Annotated in this window: 12 protein-coding genes and 1 pseudogene; 9 read left to right on the plus strand and 4 right to left on the minus strand. The window is 64.2% G+C overall.

The window, feature by feature from the left end; genetic code table 11:
* The first annotated feature begins 2 nt into the window (after positions 1-2).
* Genes glf through J4G32_RS12350 form a run of 3 tightly spaced genes read left to right on the plus strand, consistent with a single transcriptional unit; the run spans position 3 to position 3710 of the window.
* A complete protein-coding gene (gene glf, locus J4G32_RS12340; protein ID WP_210493370.1) occupies positions 3-1157 on the plus strand; it encodes a UDP-galactopyranose mutase in 1155 nt (384 codons plus the stop codon).
* A 17-nt stretch (positions 1158-1174) separates the two neighbouring features.
* A complete protein-coding gene (locus tag J4G32_RS12345) occupies positions 1175-2455 on the plus strand; it encodes a family 1 glycosylhydrolase (protein WP_246505016.1) in 1281 nt (426 codons plus the stop codon).
* A gap of 19 nt (positions 2456-2474) precedes the next feature.
* Entirely contained in the window at positions 2475-3710 is a 1236-nt protein-coding gene (locus J4G32_RS12350; RefSeq protein WP_210493375.1) for a glycoside hydrolase family 1 protein, read from the plus strand.
* 1462 nt (positions 3711-5172) lie between these two features.
* Here the strand turns inward: J4G32_RS12350 and J4G32_RS22190 are convergent.
* Positions 5173-6477: pseudogene (locus J4G32_RS22190) on the minus strand (glycoside hydrolase family 2 protein); the annotation flags it as partial.
* Positions 6478-6714: 237 nt separating this feature from the next.
* Between J4G32_RS22190 and J4G32_RS12360 the strand changes: the two are divergent.
* The 4 genes from J4G32_RS12360 (at position 6715) to J4G32_RS12375 (ending at position 12119) form a co-directional block, all read left to right on the plus strand.
* Entirely contained in the window at positions 6715-6999 is a 285-nt protein-coding gene (locus J4G32_RS12360; protein ID WP_210493378.1) for a hypothetical protein, read from the plus strand.
* A 154-nt stretch (positions 7000-7153) separates the two neighbouring features.
* Entirely contained in the window at positions 7154-9646 is a 2493-nt protein-coding gene (locus J4G32_RS12365) for a DUF3772 domain-containing protein (RefSeq protein ID WP_246505017.1), read from the plus strand.
* Entirely contained in the window at positions 9643-10143 is a 501-nt protein-coding gene (locus J4G32_RS12370; protein ID WP_210493383.1) for a CAP domain-containing protein, read from the plus strand. The genes J4G32_RS12365 and J4G32_RS12370 overlap by 4 nt, the downstream gene beginning before the upstream one ends.
* Before the next feature lie 167 nt (positions 10144-10310).
* Positions 10311-12119 carry a glucan ABC transporter ATP-binding protein/ permease gene (locus tag J4G32_RS12375; RefSeq protein WP_210493389.1) on the plus strand — a complete coding sequence of 603 codons (1809 nt, stop codon included), beginning with the start codon at positions 10311-10313 and terminating at the stop codon, positions 12117-12119.
* 35 nt (positions 12120-12154) lie between these two features.
* On the opposite strand, the gene J4G32_RS12380 is transcribed toward J4G32_RS12375, so the two are convergent.
* Genes J4G32_RS12380 through J4G32_RS12390 form a run of 3 tightly spaced genes read right to left on the minus strand, consistent with a single transcriptional unit; the run spans position 12155 to position 15239 of the window.
* On the minus strand, positions 12155-13471 hold the full coding sequence (locus J4G32_RS12380) for an HlyC/CorC family transporter (protein ID WP_210493395.1): 1317 nt from the start codon (positions 13469-13471) through the stop codon (positions 12155-12157).
* Positions 13468-14616, minus strand: a complete 1149-nt coding sequence (gene aroB / locus J4G32_RS12385) for a 3-dehydroquinate synthase (protein ID WP_343232643.1) — start codon at positions 14614-14616, stop codon at positions 13468-13470. Before aroB ends, J4G32_RS12380 begins: the two co-directional genes overlap by 4 nt.
* Positions 14613-15239: a shikimate kinase gene (locus J4G32_RS12390; RefSeq protein ID WP_210493398.1), complete on the minus strand. Its 627-nt coding sequence runs from the start codon at positions 15237-15239 to the stop codon at positions 14613-14615. The genes aroB and J4G32_RS12390 overlap by 4 nt, the downstream gene beginning before the upstream one ends.
* A 116-nt stretch (positions 15240-15355) precedes the next feature.
* Between J4G32_RS12390 and J4G32_RS12395 the strand changes: the two genes are divergently transcribed.
* Both J4G32_RS12395 and xerD read left to right on the plus strand, forming a co-directional pair.
* Positions 15356-15511, plus strand: coding sequence for a histidine kinase (locus J4G32_RS12395; RefSeq protein ID WP_210493403.1), 156 nt, complete (start codon positions 15356-15358; stop codon positions 15509-15511).
* A gap of 13 nt (positions 15512-15524) precedes the next feature.
* Entirely contained in the window at positions 15525-16457 is a 933-nt protein-coding gene (gene xerD / locus J4G32_RS12400) for a site-specific tyrosine recombinase XerD (RefSeq protein ID WP_210493414.1), read from the plus strand.
* Position 16458: the final 1 nt, after the last annotated feature.

Below are 16458 nucleotides of genomic sequence, written 5' to 3' on the forward strand. Positions count from 1 at the left end.
GCATGTATGATTGGCTGATAGTCGGGGCGGGCTTTGCCGGGAGCGTGCTCGCGGAGCGTCTCGCATCACAGCGGAACGAACGTGTGCTTCTCATCGACAGGCGCAACCACGTGGGCGGCAATGCGTATGATCGCTATGACGAGAGTGGCCTGCTCATCCACCAGTATGGTCCGCATATCTTTCACACCAATGCCAAGGCGATCTTCGATCACCTGTCGCTGTTCACCGAGTGGCGGCCATATGAGCACCGCGTGCTTGCCGCCGTCGACGGCAAGCTTGTGCCCATTCCGATCAACCTCGACACGGTCAATACGCTCTATGATCTCGACCTGACATCGGAACAGCTCGAAGGCTGGTTTGCCGAGCGTGCCGAAAAGGTTGACGAGATCAAAACGTCGGAAGACGTGGTGGTGTCGGCGGTCGGGCGGGAGCTCTACGAGAAATTTTTCCGCGGCTATACGCGCAAGCAGTGGGGACTGGATCCGTCGGAGCTCGATAAGTCGGTCACGGCGCGGGTGCCGACACGCACAAACCGGGATGACCGTTATTTCGGCGACGAATTCCAGTTCATGCCGAAGCACGGATACACCCGCATGTTCGAAAGGATGCTCGCTCATCCCAACATCGACGTGATGACGCAGACGGAATATGACGATGTCCGCGACGTGATCCCGCATCGTCGCCTCATCTTCACCGGGCCAATCGATGAATATTTTGATTTCCGGTTCGGGAAGTTGCCGTATCGCTCCCTTCGTTTCGAGCACGTTACACTCGACCAGCCGCGCTTTCAGGAGGTCGCGGTCGTCAACTATCCGCAGACCAACGAGTACACGCGGATCACGGAATACAAGTATCTCACCGGGCAGGAGCATCCCAAGACCGCGCTCACCTTTGAGATTCCGTCGGCCGAGGGCGATCCCTACTACCCGATTCCGAAGCCTGAAAATCAGGAGCTTTTCAAGAAGTACGAAAAGCTGGCGCTGGCGACGCCCAATGTGTGGTTCGTCGGTCGGCTCGCCACGTATCGCTACTACAACATGGATCAGATTGTCGGGCAGGCCCTTGCCACGTTCAGGCGCATCAATGAATCCATTCCGATCTCCGGCGACGGACCGGCTGTCGCGCACGCGTCACCGCCGGCGGCCCTCGCATCCTGAAACCGGGAGTGCGGGGGATGGGCGTGGTTCCGCGCTCACAGCTTGGACGTCTCACCGCGCCTGAGGCGTTTCTGTGGATGGCCGGCATCGAGGACACGTTCGTGACCGCGCCCTGGCCCCTCACCGGTCGGACGCTCGACGAATATGCCCTCACGGGACATTACGATCGCTGCCTGTCCGATCTCGATCTGATGGGGAGCCTCGGTCTGACGGCGGTTCGCTACGGCATTCCCTGGCACCGGGTCGAACCGGAACGGGGCGTCTGGGATTGGGGCTTCGCCGACGTAGCGCTCGGCGGCCTGCTCGATCGCGGGATCGATCCAATCGTAGACCTGGTGCATTACGGCCTGCCGCCGTGGATCGAGAACGCCTATCTGCACCCGGACTATCCGGAATATGTCGCCGAATTCGCAGGCCGGGTGGCTGACCGCTATGCAGGCCGGATCATCTGGTACACGCCTCTCAATGAGCCGCGTGTGACCGCGTGGTATTGCGGGCGTCTTGGGTGGTGGCCCCCTTACCGCCGCGGCTGGCGAGGCTTTGTCGCTGTCATGTTGGCGATTGCCCGCGGGATCGTCCGCACGGTCCAGAATCTTGCGATGGTCGATCCCGAAATCGTCCCGGTCCATGTGGATGCCACGGACGTCTACGACACCGGGGACGAATCACTGGCGGGGGAGGCCGCGCAACGACAGGAGATTGTCTTTCTGGCGCTTGATCTGGTCAGCGGTCGCGTCGACCGCGATCACAGCCTGTGGTCGTGGCTCCTGCAGCAGGGGGCGACGGAGGCGGAACTCGCGTGGTTTGGCGAGAACGCCATCGATCTGCCCCTGATCGGCTTGAATCTCTATCCGATGTTTACGCAGAAGCGTCTCCAACGCGAGGGTCAGGGACGGGTGAGGATCAGGCAGCCCTATGCCTCGGGCGATCTCGTGGCGCGCCTGGGCCGTCTGTATCACGAGCGCTATAGCGTCCCGCTCATCATCAGCGAAACCGCCTCGATGGGGTCGGTCGCCAAGCGACAGCGCTGGCTGGACGATTCTGTCGGCGCCGTCGCGACCCTGCGCCGCGAGGGCGTTCCCCTGGTAGGCTACACGTGGTGGCCCGTGTTCGATCTGGTGGCCTGGGCCTACAGGCAAGGTCTGCGGGAACCGGCGCATTACTTCGCCCGCATGGGTCTTTGGGATCTCGATCCCGCAACTTTGAATCGAACTCCTACCGCTCTCGTCGGTTCTTACCAGGGCTACGTCGCAGGCGGAGCATCCTCGGTCGGCCCTCTGTCATCCGGCAGAGCTTGAGTTTCGGGGAAAATTCCTCATGTTTCGCAGCTTCTTTTTAGCCGGGTTCGAAGGATCGACCGGTTACAACCGCCATGGCGACTGGTTTGACCAGGTGGCAGCCACCGGTCATGACCGGACCGTCGATGCGGATTATCGCAAGCTCGCCGCGCTTGGCATCCGGGGCGTGCGTGAGGTCATGCGCTGGCCGCTGATCGATCTCGGTAACGGTCGGTTCGATTTTTCCTCGGTGGAGCCGTTCATGCGTGCAGCGGAGCGTCATGGCATAGAGGTCATCTGGGACCTCTTCCACTACGGCTACCCGCAGCATGTGGATCTTTGGAGCGACGATTTCGGCGCCCGGTTCGCTGAGTACTGCTATGCCGCAACCCGCTATGCAGCCGCGCGCACGCCCGGCACCCTGTATTTCACCCCCATCAACGAGCCTTCTTTCATGGCATTCGCCGCAGGTGAGCGGGGCCTGTTCGCCCCCCACAGCATCGGCCGCGGTTGGGACCTGAAGGTCGCGCTGGTGCGCGCTGCCATCCAGGGCATCGATGCGATCCGCTATGTCCGGCCCGATGCGCGGATCGTCAACGCTGATCCCCTCTGTCGCGTGGCCTTGCCCTTCGACAACCGTGACTGGGACGAGGAAGCCGAAGATTTCAACGACCGGCTTGTCTTCCAGGCCTGGGACATGCTGAGCGGTCGGCTCATGCCGGAACTGGGCGGCACCCGGTCGCATCTGGATATCGTGGGCATCAATTATTACTGGACCAACCAGTGGGAATGGCGCGTCGAGCCCCTCAGCTGCGGCACCATCCCGCCTCTGGAGGATGGCGATTCACGTCGTTTGAAGCTGCGCGATCTGGTGCGCACCGTGTCAGGACGCTATGGCGGCGACCTCATGATCACCGAGACCAGTCATGTGGGTGACAAGCGTGGACCCTGGCTGCAAGAGGTAGCGCAGGAGGCCGAAGCACTTCTGCGCGAAGGCGTCCCGCTTCACGCGGTGTGCCTCTATCCGATTCTGGGAATGCCGGAATGGCATTCACCGGCCGACTGGACCCCGATGGGCCTGTGGGATCCCGCATCCCAGGCGGAGCCGCATGGGGAACGGATCGCCCACCAGCCCATGCTCGACGCCTTTCGAGATGCGCAGCACCTCGACACGCTCCACACGCGCAGGCTCAAGCATCGCGAACGCACACTGGAACCGGTCAGCCTCCTGCGCCCGTCCGGCGAGCGGATCAGGGTTGCGGCCCCGACGTCCTAAACCGTCTCCTGCCGACTCAGGCGGCGGCTTCGGCGGCCCGGACAGCGGCCTCAATTCGAGTCGCTCGCGCTTCGACCGCCAGCCCAGCGAGGGCATCGAACAGGCTGGTGGCGGTGGGATCTGCCAAAGGCAGGTCCTGAAACAGACGCAACGTCGAGGCGACGATTCGGCCACGCCCGTAGGTCCGCTCGACGCCGAGCGCGACGGGCTTGTGGATCCATCCGACGACAAGCCCGGCGAAGACGCGGGCCTGGAAGTCGAGAAGATTGCAACCGGCAATGACGAAATCGGGCAGGACCCGGTCCATGGTTTCGTCCAGGAGCGGGCCCGACGGAATATGCGAGAACTGATCCGCCCGGCGGAGCCATGCGAAGGACGAGGCCCAGTCCCCGCGCCAAAGCGTGCCGTCGCGGGCCTTCACGCGGACATTCTGCCAATGCGGAAAGAACGGATAGAGGCTGATCTCGGTCTCGGGCAGGAGCAGGAGGCTTGCGCCCTGTCGAACATGATCGGCTATCGCCGTGTCGTGGTTTCGCGCGACCACCAGAGTGGATTCTCCCAGTCCGCGCGCCAGCGCGTAGCCCATCGCCTCAAGGCGCTCGCGCAGATCCTCGTCCGCCGCCCAGACGCGTTGGTCGGCATGGGGCGAATGGGTCCGCCGCGGGTGGATCGCAAGGTCCAGATGGTTGCTGGCCAATGTCCGTCCGTCCGGGTTGCGCAATTCGAATGACATCCGCCGCAATCCGGCTTCCGGCAGCTCAGGTGCGTTGAGCACCACGCGCCCGAGGTTGAAAACGGTCGGGGCGTCAAGGCGCGGGATGGGAAACAGCAAAGTCTGCTCTCCCACGGTGATCGTGAGTTCGCAGCCATCGAGCGGGGCGCCCGCTCCGTGCGCCAGCGAGATGTCGACCCCGATGCTCTCACCGCTCCAATACGTGACCCGCTGCCATTTCGGGACGATCACCGTGTCGCTGTTGATGATCGGAAAGAGCTCGTGAAACACCCGCGGGTTGCGGCGCATATCGAGCAGGCCGTTGGATTCCCAGTGGCAATCGTGAAGTTCCGTGATGACGTATCCGGCGAGCGTCGGCTGTCGGCGCATGGCTTCGATCTGGTATTTCAATGCCCGGAACTGCTGCCATTGCGCCGCCATGACGAACCGCCGCGAGTTGCCGAAGACACGGTCGAGGCTCCAATCCGCGAAACGGTTCTCGACTCCATGCGCGTACATGACGCCTTCGCCCCAATCGTGGCCTGTCTCGAACCACCACGGCTCCTCGTCCGCTCCGTTGCGCAGATCCTTTGGATAAGGAAGGCCCCAATTGCCGAACTCCGAGCACATCAACGGCTCGCGGCCGGTGATCACGCTGTCGCCGTAGGGCGAGTAAAGCCACGAGGGACGCGCGGCGAGTTCATCGACAAAGGTGTCCCATTCGTCGCGATGATCGGGGATGGCCGCGTAGAAATGATAATCCGCGATATCGGATTCCACGTGGAAGCTCGGCGCGAGCGGCGAGTTGTCGACCACAAGCCGCGTGGTGTCGTATCCCTTCAGCCACGCATAGGTGCGCTTCAGCCACTCGCGATGGTCCGAATCGTAGACGAGATCGACGCCCCAGTTCTCATTGATGATCGTCCAGATGATGATCGACGGATGGTTGCTGTCGCGGTCGACCATCCCTTTCAGCAGCCGTTCCTTCCGACCGCGGGACCGCTCTGTCGCCATGCCGCCGTTGGGAAGCTCCGTCCAGATCAGCATGCCAAGCCGATCGGCCACCTCATAATAGCGGGGATCGGCCGCCTTGATGTGGCAGCGCAGGCAGTTGAGGCCCAGTTCCTTGGCCTTGCGAAACTGATCCTCGAGGAAGGCCACCGAGGGCACGGTGCAGATCGTGTCGGGGTAGTAATCCTGATCGAGCGCTCCGCGGAGATACAGCGGCTCACCGTTCAGATAGAAATGACCGTTGCGGGTCTCGATGGTGCGAAATCCGAAATGGTCGGAGATCGTGTCCAGGATGTCGCCGCCACAATTGAGGGTCAGTGTGATCTCATAGCGATGGGGTGTGTCCGGCGACCAGGACAGGACATCGGGTATCACGAAGGTGAACGGAATGCTCGTGACGCCCGGCGCTGCCGCAAGCGTTTCCTCGCGCACCATGACGCCATGGGGATCGCGCACGTGCACGCCTACCCGCGAGGCCTGCGCGATGGGACTTGCGAAAAAGACGTTCGCGTTCACTTGGCCGGTCTCGCGATCGGGGATCAGCCTCAGCCGTGTCATGTGCTCGGCGACCCGGCGCTCGAGATAGACCGGCTGCCAGATGCCCGAGAGCGGTCCGTACCAGCTCTGCTTGCCGAACGGGATTTCCGCGAAGGGTGAATCGGGAAATTCCGCCGGATTGTCGGTGGGGGAATCCACCCGAACCTTGATCTCGTTGAGACCGGGACGCAGATGCTGCGTGATCTCGTAGGAAAAGGGCAGAAACCCGCCCTCGTTCGTTCCGACCAGTTCGCCGTTGATGAACACCCGGGCGTTGTGAAAAACAGCGCCGAACCGGATCCACACCGTATCGTGGAGCCAATCGCCCGGGATATCGAGGGTACGTCGGTAAATGCCGATCCCGGCGCGCATGCGAAGATCCGCGAACTGCGCCTGCCACGGACTCGGCACGGTGATCTGTCTGACTTCGGCCGGGCCGCTGAGGCGGTCGTCGGCAACATGTAGAAATTCCCATGTGCCGTCCAGGCTGATGCGGTTGTCTTTCATGACGAATCCTCAAAGACAGCGTCTACCCAAGGTCATCGAGACGGCGAAAACATGACCTCAGTCCTGGGTCCAAAGCCGGTCGAACAGGCGCCTGTCCTTCCCGGTGCCGGGGCAGGATCGCAGAAAGCACCGCGTCTGCCACTCTTAATATGCGGAACCGGCGCAAGTGTTTGCACGTTCCATCGTCGCAGCCGGGTCCAGCGACCCTGCGAAACAACATCGCACCATGAGGATTAAATGGCCAAGATTGTAACCGACGAGCGCGCGCGGCAGGGTCCTTCGGGGCGTCCCGTGCTGGTGGTGCTGATTGCGGCAATGATTCTCTGCGGCATCGCGATCGGAGGCTACCTGACGTGGGTGACCAAGACGTCGCCTGATTCGCCGGCCCAGGACGCATCGCGGGCCGCAATTACGGGCTCGCCCAGCGGGTCGACCGCGCCGTCTTCCACCACACCGCCGGTCAATTCAGGCAGTTCGGCCCCCGCGACCCCGGCAACACCGCGCCCCGCCACCGCCCAGTAGCAGGCATTTGGCCGGTGGGGAGACCCTCCGGCCGGTCTTGCGCTCCCATCTCCGAAAGGCGAGTTTTCGCCTTAATGATTCGCATAACGAGCCTGCAAAGGGCCGCGATGGCGCGAAACGGCAAGGTGGGTTCCAGATGACGGCAAGCAGACGAATGCGGCGCGCACTCGCGAGCCTTCTGATGCTTTGCGCCGGAACTGTCGCCGTCGCCCAGCCGGCGGCCTCGCCTCCTTCCGCCCCGCTTGCCCAGGCCGCGCCGGCGCCGGCGGCGGATCCGGTCAAAGTCGCCGCCCCTGACACCCGGGCCGCGCGCGCCAGGCTCGACAGCTTCAAGGCAAATCTCACCCAGACCGAACTCGGGCTGCAGTCGCGTCGTCATTCCGATGCAGAATTGCAGGCGCTCCGCCTCCAGATCGAACCGATGGTCGAGGCGATCCGGGGCATCATCGCCGAGCAGGGACCGCGTCTTGAGGCCAGCAAGGCCCGCCTCGGGCAGCTGGGGCCGAAGCCCAAAGAGGGCGAGCCGGAGGAGGGCGCTGACGCCGCGCGCGACCGCGCCGAGCGGGAGGCGGCGGTCGCCGAGTTCGACGAGACCCAACGTCTGGCGCGGGCCGTTCTGCTCCAGGCCGAGCAGCTGGGCACGCAAATCGGCGACCTGCGCCGATCAGGCTTTGCCCGCGCGCTGTTCGAGCAAAGCGACAGCATCCTCAGTCCGGAACTCTGGAAAAGCGTGATCTATGCCATTCCGCGGGAACTGCGCGCCCAGGGCATTACCCTCTCGGATACGCTCGACCAGATCCGGCGCAACGCCACCATCGGTGCCCTTCTGGTGCTGGGGCTGGCCGTTGGGGCGGGCGTCGCGCTCTATGAGGGGCGGCGTATTCTCGCCAGGCGCTTCGTGCGACGGGATCCGGAGGCACTCGATCCGTCCCGGCGTTCGCGGCTGCTGGCAGCTCTCGCGGCTCTTTGCCTGGGCGCTCTTCTGCCCATCTTCGGCAGCTGGATCGTCTGGATCGCGTTCGATGCCGCCAACATCTTTCCGCCGCGACTCGAACTCGTCGTGGCTTCGGTGCTGCGGGGAGTGGCGTTCGTGGCGTTCGTGCGGGCCCTGATCGACGCCATCCTGGCGCCTGACGCCCCCCGCTGGCGGCTTGTGACGGTGGCAGATGCCTCGGCCCCCCGTATCATAAGTTTCGGCGTCACCCTCGCGACGGTTCTGGCGATCGGCAAGATCCTCGAATCGTTCAACCAGGCGATCGCGGCGGCTTTGCCCATCACGGTTCTCACCCGCGGCGTCTTCGCCCTCGCCATGGCCTTGATCCTCGCCGAATTGCTCCGACGGTTTGCCAATCGGGCCACAGAGGACGAGGCCTGCCTTGGCCCGTTCGTGGCGTCCGAGTTCACCTTGGGCGGCCCACTTCGCAGCCTGGGCTGGGTGGTGGTGACGCTCATCGTGGGGAGCGTCCTTGGTGGCTATGTGGCGCTGGCCTCGTTCCTGGTCGATCAGGGCGCGTGGATCTCCATTCTCCTCGCGCTGCTGATCCTCGCCATCAACATGGCCGACGAGTTCATCGGCAACACCTTCCGAACGCAGAGTCGCATCGTCACCACGCTCCAGGCCAATACGGGTCTGCGGCGTCGCTCGCTGGAGCAGATCGGCGTTCTGGCCACCGGAGCTGTCCGTCTGACGTTGATCATTATCGCGCTCCTGCTCGTGTTGGCGCCCTGGGGTGTCGAATCCACCGACCTCATGGGCTCGGTCCGGGCGGTGTTCTTCGGTTTCAACGTGGGCGATGTGACGATTTCGATTTCGTCGATCCTCATCGCGGCCCTTCTGTTTGCGATCGTCTTCACGATCACCCGCGTGATCCAGCGCTGGCTCGACAACACCTTTTTGCCCGCGACAGATCTCGATGCGGGCCTGCGGAACTCGATCCGCACGGCCGCCGGCTATGTGGGCATTATCACCGCGGGCGTGATTGCATTCGGCTATCTCGGCCTCAGTCTCGAGCGGCTGACGATCGTGGCCGGCGCATTGTCGGTGGGTATCGGTTTCGGTCTTCAATCCATCGTCAACAATTTCATCTCCGGCCTGATCCTGCTGTGGGAACGACCGATTCGGGTGGGGGACCTGGTGGTGGTGGGAGACGGCGAGGGCTATGTGCGCCGCATCAACGTGCGCTCGACCGAGATCCAGACGGCGGATCGCTCGACCCTGATCGTGCCCAATTCCAATCTGATATCCGGCATCGTGCGCAACCGGGTGCGCAATGACAGAATTGGCCGGGTGCTCGTGTCGATCCCCGTCCCCCGCAGCGCGGACCCGGACAAGGTGGCGGAGATCATGCGCACCTGTGCACTCGCACACCGGGAAATCATGAGCGAGCCTTCCCCGCGCGTGATCTTCAAGAAGGTCACGGAGAACACCCTCGACTTCGATCTCGTCTGCTTCGTCGACGACATCGACTCGGCGGGGAGGATCGCGAGCGACCTCTATTTCGATATCTTCCGAAAGCTCCGCAAGGACGGGATGGGCCTTCCCGCGACGCCCGCCGCCGCATCGGAAGAAGAATCCACCGATCAACCCATCAAGATGGCGGATGAGGAGGAAGGCTTAACCCTTCTCAAGGATAAATCGCCCGCATGACACGCATCCTCCTCCTTCTGGTTCTCACGGCGGCCGCCCTGTCGGCCTGCTCCGCGCCACCCCCCAAGCCTACGGCCACCACGCCGAGCTTCTATCTGCCCATGGCCAGGGCGGACGCGACCGTGGACGCGGCCATGGCCCGCGACATGATCACCGGCTACCGCCAGAACAAGGGTCTCGGGCCGCTCGCGGTCGATGCCGATCTGCAGGCGATCGCTCAGGCTGAAGCGCGGGCGATGGCCGCGGCCGACAAGCCGAGCTCCGCCGAGGCGGTGAAGGCGCGCCTCGCGTCGGCGGGGTTTCGAAATCCGGCCGCGAACCTGTCGGCCGGCTACTATACGTTGGCCGAGGCGTTCTCGGGATGGCGGGAGAGCCCGCAGCATAATCGCGTTCTCCTTGATTCGCAGGCAACGCGGATCGGGATTGCGACGGCCTATACGCCGAACTCCAAATACAAGGTCTACTGGGTCATGGTGGTCGCCTCCGACCGGCGGTAGGCCAGCCCGGCGCCCAGCAGAGCATGACAGTCGCATCGGTGCGGGATGGACGGCTGCACTTTCGTTGCTATGGTGAAGGCCGATTTCGGGACAGGATGGCGACCGAATGCCCGCGAGAGGCGTTAGGTCATGGTTCGGCGAAGATCCTCGTCTAAGGTAACGTTCCCATGTGGCTGATCCGCCTCTACATCCGAGTTCTCGGCCAGCTTGGCGGCGATATCAGGGTGGGGGCGCTTCTGGCGCTCGCCAATGTGGCGCTTGCGATTTCCGCCTTTGCCGAGCCCATCCTGTTCGGCCGTATCATCGACGTTCTGACACGGGCGCAGATCCCGGGCACGCCGGTCGTCACCTTCACGGCCCTCATGCCGCTGATTATCGCCTGGGTCGCATTCGCGTTCTTCTCCATCGGCGCAGGCGTTCTTGTGGCGCTTTATGCAGACCGGCTGTCGCACCGCCGGCGGTTGGCGGTTGTGGCCAATTATTTCGAGCACGTGCTCGAACTGCCGCTGGCCTTTCACACCTCGACCCATTCCGGCCGCGTGCTGAAGGTGATGCTCGAGGGCTCGAACGGCATGGCATGGCTTTGGCTGGGCTTCTTCCGCGAGCATTTTTCGGCCCTGATCGCGCTGTTCATCCTGCTGCCGATGACGGTGTTCCTCAATTGGCGGCTCGGTCTTCTGCTTGTCGGATTGATGGTTGTGTTCGCGATCCTGACGACGCTCGTCGTGCGCAAGACCGAGAGCCTCCAGGGCACGGTGGAGCGTTACCATTCGAGCCTCGCCGAGCATGCCTCCGACGCGCTCGGCAACGTGCCGGTGATTCAGTCCTTCACACGGATCGAGGCGGAAGCGGGCTCGCTGCGCGCGATCATTCAGCAATTGCTGCAGGCGCAGAATCCGGTGTTGTCGTGGTGGGCCGTGGCCTCCGTCGCCTCGCGGGCCGCCGCCACCATCACGGTCACGGCCGTCTTTCTGGTCGGTACCGGCCTGCATCTCGGTGGTCTGGCGTCAATCGGCGAGATCGTCATGTTCATGAGCATTGCCACGATGCTCATCGCACGGCTCGAACAGGCGGTGAGTTTCATCAACCAGCTCTTCATGCAGGCGCCGAAGATGCGCGAATTCTTCGAGATCCTCGATACGGCGCCCGCCGTCCACGATCGGCCGAACGCCAAGGATGTGGGACGGTTCGAAGGCAAGGTCGCGTTCGACGGCGTGAGCTTTTCCTATGATGGCAAGCGGCCGGCCATTCAGGACGTGTCGTTCACCGTGATGCCGGGCGAGAACGTCGCGCTTGTCGGGGCGACCGGATCGGGCAAATCGACGACGCTCGGATTGCTGCACCGGGCCTTCGATCCGCAATCAGGCGCGATCCGAATCGACAATGACGACATCCGCGACCTGACATTGTCGTCCCTGCGGCGCAACATTGGCGTGGTCTTTCAGGAACCGATGCTGTTTGCCCGCTCGATCCGCGAGAATCTCCAGGTCGGCCGTCCCGAGGCCACCGACGCGGAGATGATCGAGGCGCTCGAGCGCGCCCAGGCGATCGAGTTCATCGCACGCCAGACCGACGGTCTCGATTCGATCGTCGGCGAGCGCGGCCGCTCCCTGTCGGGCGGCGAGCGGCAGCGGTTGTCCATCGCCCGCGCGCTGTTGAAGAATCCGCCCATCCTCATTCTGGACGAGGCGACGAGCGCGCTCGATGCGGCCACCGAGAAGAAACTTCAGCTTGCCCTCGACGAAGTCATGAAGGGTCGCACGACTTTCGTGATCGCCCACCGGCTGGCCACGATTCGCAATGCGGATCGCATTCTGGTCTTCGATCAGGGACGCGTCATCGAGACGGGGACGTTCGACCAGCTTGTGGAACGCGGCGGCCGCTTTGCCGAACTCGCCCACGCGCAGTTCATGTCCACCGAGCCCACGGCAAAGCCTTTACGCGCCAAGGCGAAGCTGCCGCTCGAAGGCGCCTGAAGGCGCGCGGAGCAACGCCTGCCGGCGTGGCCCTTCTAGCCTGCCGCAGCCGAGGCGGCGCCCATCACGGGCACGGATGTCAGGGGAACGATGCGCAGCACCGTAATGCGGTTGCGCGACTTGCGCAGCACGTGAAACCGGTAGCCGTGGAAGGTGAAGATCTGCCCCATCTCGGGAATGGTGCGGGCTTCGTGGATGACGAGGCCCGCCACCGTCGTGGCCTCCTCGTCGGGCAGGTTCCAATCCATGACGCGATTGAGATCCCGGATGGTGACGGACCCATCCACATTGACCGCGCCGTTGGGCTGCGGGCGGACACCCTGCACGGACAGGTCGTGCTCGTCCTTGATGTCGCCGACGATCTCCTCAAGGATGTCCTCGAGCGTGACGAGACCCATGACCTCCCCGTATTCGTCGACGACGAGCGCGAAGTGCGTTTTCTTGGCCAGAAAGGCCTTGAGCTGATCGCGCAGCGACGTGGTGTCAGGCACGAACCAGCTCTCGAGCGCGATCGCCTCGATGGACAGGCGGTTGGCGTCGCCACCCACCGCGTCGAGCGCACGCAACAGATCCTTGGCATGCAGCACGCCGATGATGTTCTCCTGGCTGTCGCGCCACAGGGGCATGCGCGTGTAGGGAGAGGACAGCACCTCGCGCACGATCTCCTGCGCGGTCAGGTCAGCGTTGATGGTACGCATCTTGGTGCGGTGAACCATCACCTCGGAGACGGTCATGTGCTCGAGGTCGAGCAGGCCGCCCAGCATGTCCCGCTGGATCTTCGCGACGCCGCCCTCTTCGTGCAGCAGGTCGAGCTGGTCGCGCAGTTCCTGGTTGGCCGACAGGATGGGCGCGTTCTCGCCCAGCCGCAAACCGAAGGTGCGCAGCAGCAGCCGCACCACGCGCTCGATGCCGATGGAGACAGGCCCCAGCACCGACACGACCCACGACATGGGCTTTGCCAGGGCCAACGCGACCCGCTCGGGAATCGCCGTGGCGATGGCCTTGGGGAGAATTTCGGCGAACACCACCACAAGGGCGGTCACGATGGCGATGGCGTAGATCGCCCCGATGCTGCCGCTCGTCTGCGTCAGAATCCAGGTGGCGAAGGCCGCAACGCCGATCCGCACGATGTTGTTGCTGATGAGAATCGTGCCGACGAAGCGCTCCCGCATCTGCAGGAGACCGGTGACGGCCTCGGCTCGCGGGTCGCCCGCATTGCCGAGCGCCCGCATGCGCGACCGGGAGGCCAGCGTGAAGGCCGTCTCGGCTGCAGCGCAAAAGGCCGACGCCGTCAGCGACAGGACCACGATCAGCCCGGCCGCCCAGATCTCCGCCAGCGAAAGAACGCTCATGAGACGGCCGACGCCATTTCACCGTTGAGGAATGTGCGGACCGATTCGACCTCGATCCCGTGGGCGATGAAGCTCTGGCCGATGCCGCGCGCCAGAATGAACGTGAGGGCTCCGGCCTTGACCTTCTTGTCCTGGGCCATGCCGTCAAGCAGGTCGGCGACGGTTCCGCAGCCGCCGGGTACGTCCTGGAGCCGTGTCGGAAGACCGACGCGGGTGAGATGCTCCGCGACCCGCGCGGCATCTGAGGAAGGACACAGGCCAAGGAAGGCCGAAAATCGGAAGGCGAGGCAGAGCCCGATCGACACGCCCTCCCCATGCACCAGACGGGCCGAATCGTAACGGGTGATCCGCTCCAGCGCGTGGCCAAAGGTGTGGCCGAGATTGAGCAGGGCGCGATCGCCGTCCTCGCGCTCGTCGCGCACCACCACGATAGCCTTCGCCCGGCACGAGCGGGCGACCGCCTCGTCCCGTTCGGGACCGCCCTCGAAGATGCCCTGCCAGTTCGCATCGCACCACGCGAAGAAGGCGGCGTCGTCGATCAGGCCGTATTTCACCACCTCCGCATAGCCTGCCCGCATCTCCCGCAACGGCAAGCTATCGAGGAGGGCGGTGTCGGCCAGAACGAGGCTCGGCTGGTGGAAGGCCCCCACGAGATTCTTGCCGTGGCGGGAATTGATGCCGGTCTTGCCGCCGACCGACGAATCGACCTGCGCTAGAAGGGAGGTCGGGATCTGGACGAACCGCATCCCGCGGCGGGTGACGGCGGCCACGAAACCCGCAAGGTCGCCCACGACGCCGCCGCCGAGCGCGATCACGAGATCGCCGCGCTCGATCCGTGATTCGAGAATCGCATCGCACACCCGCTCGAGGGACGCGTAGGATTTGGTCGCCTCACCAGGCGCAACGGTGACGATGCCCACCCGCAGGCCCGACTTCTCCAAAGCCTCCGCGAGCGTGGCGGCGTAGAGCGCACCGACATTCTCGTCCGTGACGATCGCAACCGCGCGGGCTCCCAGCGCGGCGATACGCTCCCCCGCGAGGTCCAGCACATGGCGTCCGACCAGAATGTCATAGGCTCGGTCGCCGAGGGGGACGTGAACCGTCTTGACGGACGCGCGCAGCGTCCGGGTCGCTTCTGTGATCACTCCGCAGAGCTCCGTCGTTGGTCGAGAAAGCGTTCGAGGGCCTCGATGATGTCGCCCACGACCCGGTCATGCGGCGCCTCATGCGAGTCGACCGCGAGGTCGGAGAGGGCGTAGACCGGATGCCGCACGGCCATCAGATGGCGCATGGTGCCCTCGGGATCGGCCGTCTGCAGCAGCGGGCGGGTTGCCCGTTTGCGGACGCGCCGCATCAGCACGTCGAGGTCGGCCCGCAGCCACACCGAGATGCCATGCTGCGCGATGGCGAGCCGCGTTTCCTCGTTCATGTAGGCGCCGCCGCCGGTTGCAAGCACCATGGGGCCTTCCTGGAGCAGACGGGCAATGACCCGGCGTTCGCCGTCGCGGAAATGCCCTTCCCCATGGATGGAGAAGATGTCGGGAATCGTCATGCCGGCGGCGGATTCGATCTCGTGATCGGCATCGCGAAAGGGCAGGCCGAGCTTCTGCGCCAGCCGTCGGCCGACGGTACTTTTTCCCGCTCCCATAAGGCCGACGAGCACAAGCGACCGTGTGCCGAGGCGGCGCCTCACGGGGTGGCCGCCTTGGGGGACGTCATCCGGCTCGCCAGCTTCATCGGGCGGATGGAAGCGGCTGATATCGTTCATGGGAGAACTCCTACCATGGGGGCGCGCTTCTGTCACAGAGGATGCGGCTCTACCGTTAAGGCTTGCCACGGTGGCCTATGCGTGGTTGTAGCGATCAAAGCTTCCAAGAGGCGCCCGTGCCGACTCTGTTCCGGTTTCTGTTCGTTGTTCTGATCCTGGCGGGCCTCGGCTTCGGGGCGGTCTTTTATCTTGCCACGATGGTGAACCCGACGCCGCGCGAGATCAGCGTCCCGATCCCCAGCCAGCGCCTGCCATCCCCACCGAGCCGATGAGCGGGCAACGACCATGACGGGCGCGCGCCATGCCGGTCTTTTCATGGATATGCTGGCGGCCGAGCGTGGCGCCTCGAAGAATACGCTCGATGCCTACCGGCGCGATCTCGAGGATTACCTGCATTACCTTGCGGAAATCCGCTCGACTCCCGACACCGCGGACGCGGCGGCGTTGCGCGGGTTCATGGCCGGGCTGGAGGAGCGTGGCCTGAAAGCCTCCTCGGCCGCACGGCGGCTGTCGGCGGTGCGGCAATTCCACAAGTTTCTCTATGTGGAAGGCTACGCGCCGCAAGACCCGACGGCGGCCGTGTCCGCCCCGAAACGCGGACGGGTCTTGCCGAAGGTTCTGTCAGTCGATCAGGTCGACCGCCTGCTCCAGACCGCCCAGGCGGCGATGACAGTCACCCCGCAATCACCCGGAGAGCATCTGCGCGCCGCTCGCATGGTGTGCCTGCTCGAACTCCTCTATGCGACCGGCCTTCGGGTGTCGGAACTGGTGGCGCTTCCGCGCAGTGCGGCGAGAACCCGCGAGCGCTTCCTGGTGGTGCGGGGCAAAGGCGCCAAGGAGCGGCTGGTGCCGTTGACGGAAGCCGCGCGGGAGCGCGCGCGGGAATATCTGGCGCTTCTCGAGCAGGACAAGAAGGCCACCGGGCCCTGGCTGTTTCCCGCCGACAGCGCCAGTGGGCATCTCACCCGCCAAGCCTTCGCGCGGGATCTCAAGGATGTGGCTGCGGCAGCTGGTCTGCGCTCCGATACGGTCAGCCCGCATGTGCTGCGCCACGCCTTCGCCAGCCACTTGCTGCAGAACGGCGCGGACCTGCGGATCGTGCAGGAATTGCTGGGCCATTCCGACATCTCGACGACCCAGATCTACACCCATGTGCTCGACGAGCGGCTGAAAAGCATGGTGCGCGATCTTCACCCGCTCTCCGACGAGAGCCGATAGG

It is taken from the genome of Microvirga antarctica (genome assembly GCF_017921815.1).
In the GTDB taxonomy this organism is placed as follows: domain Bacteria; phylum Pseudomonadota; class Alphaproteobacteria; order Rhizobiales; family Beijerinckiaceae; genus Microvirga; species Microvirga antarctica.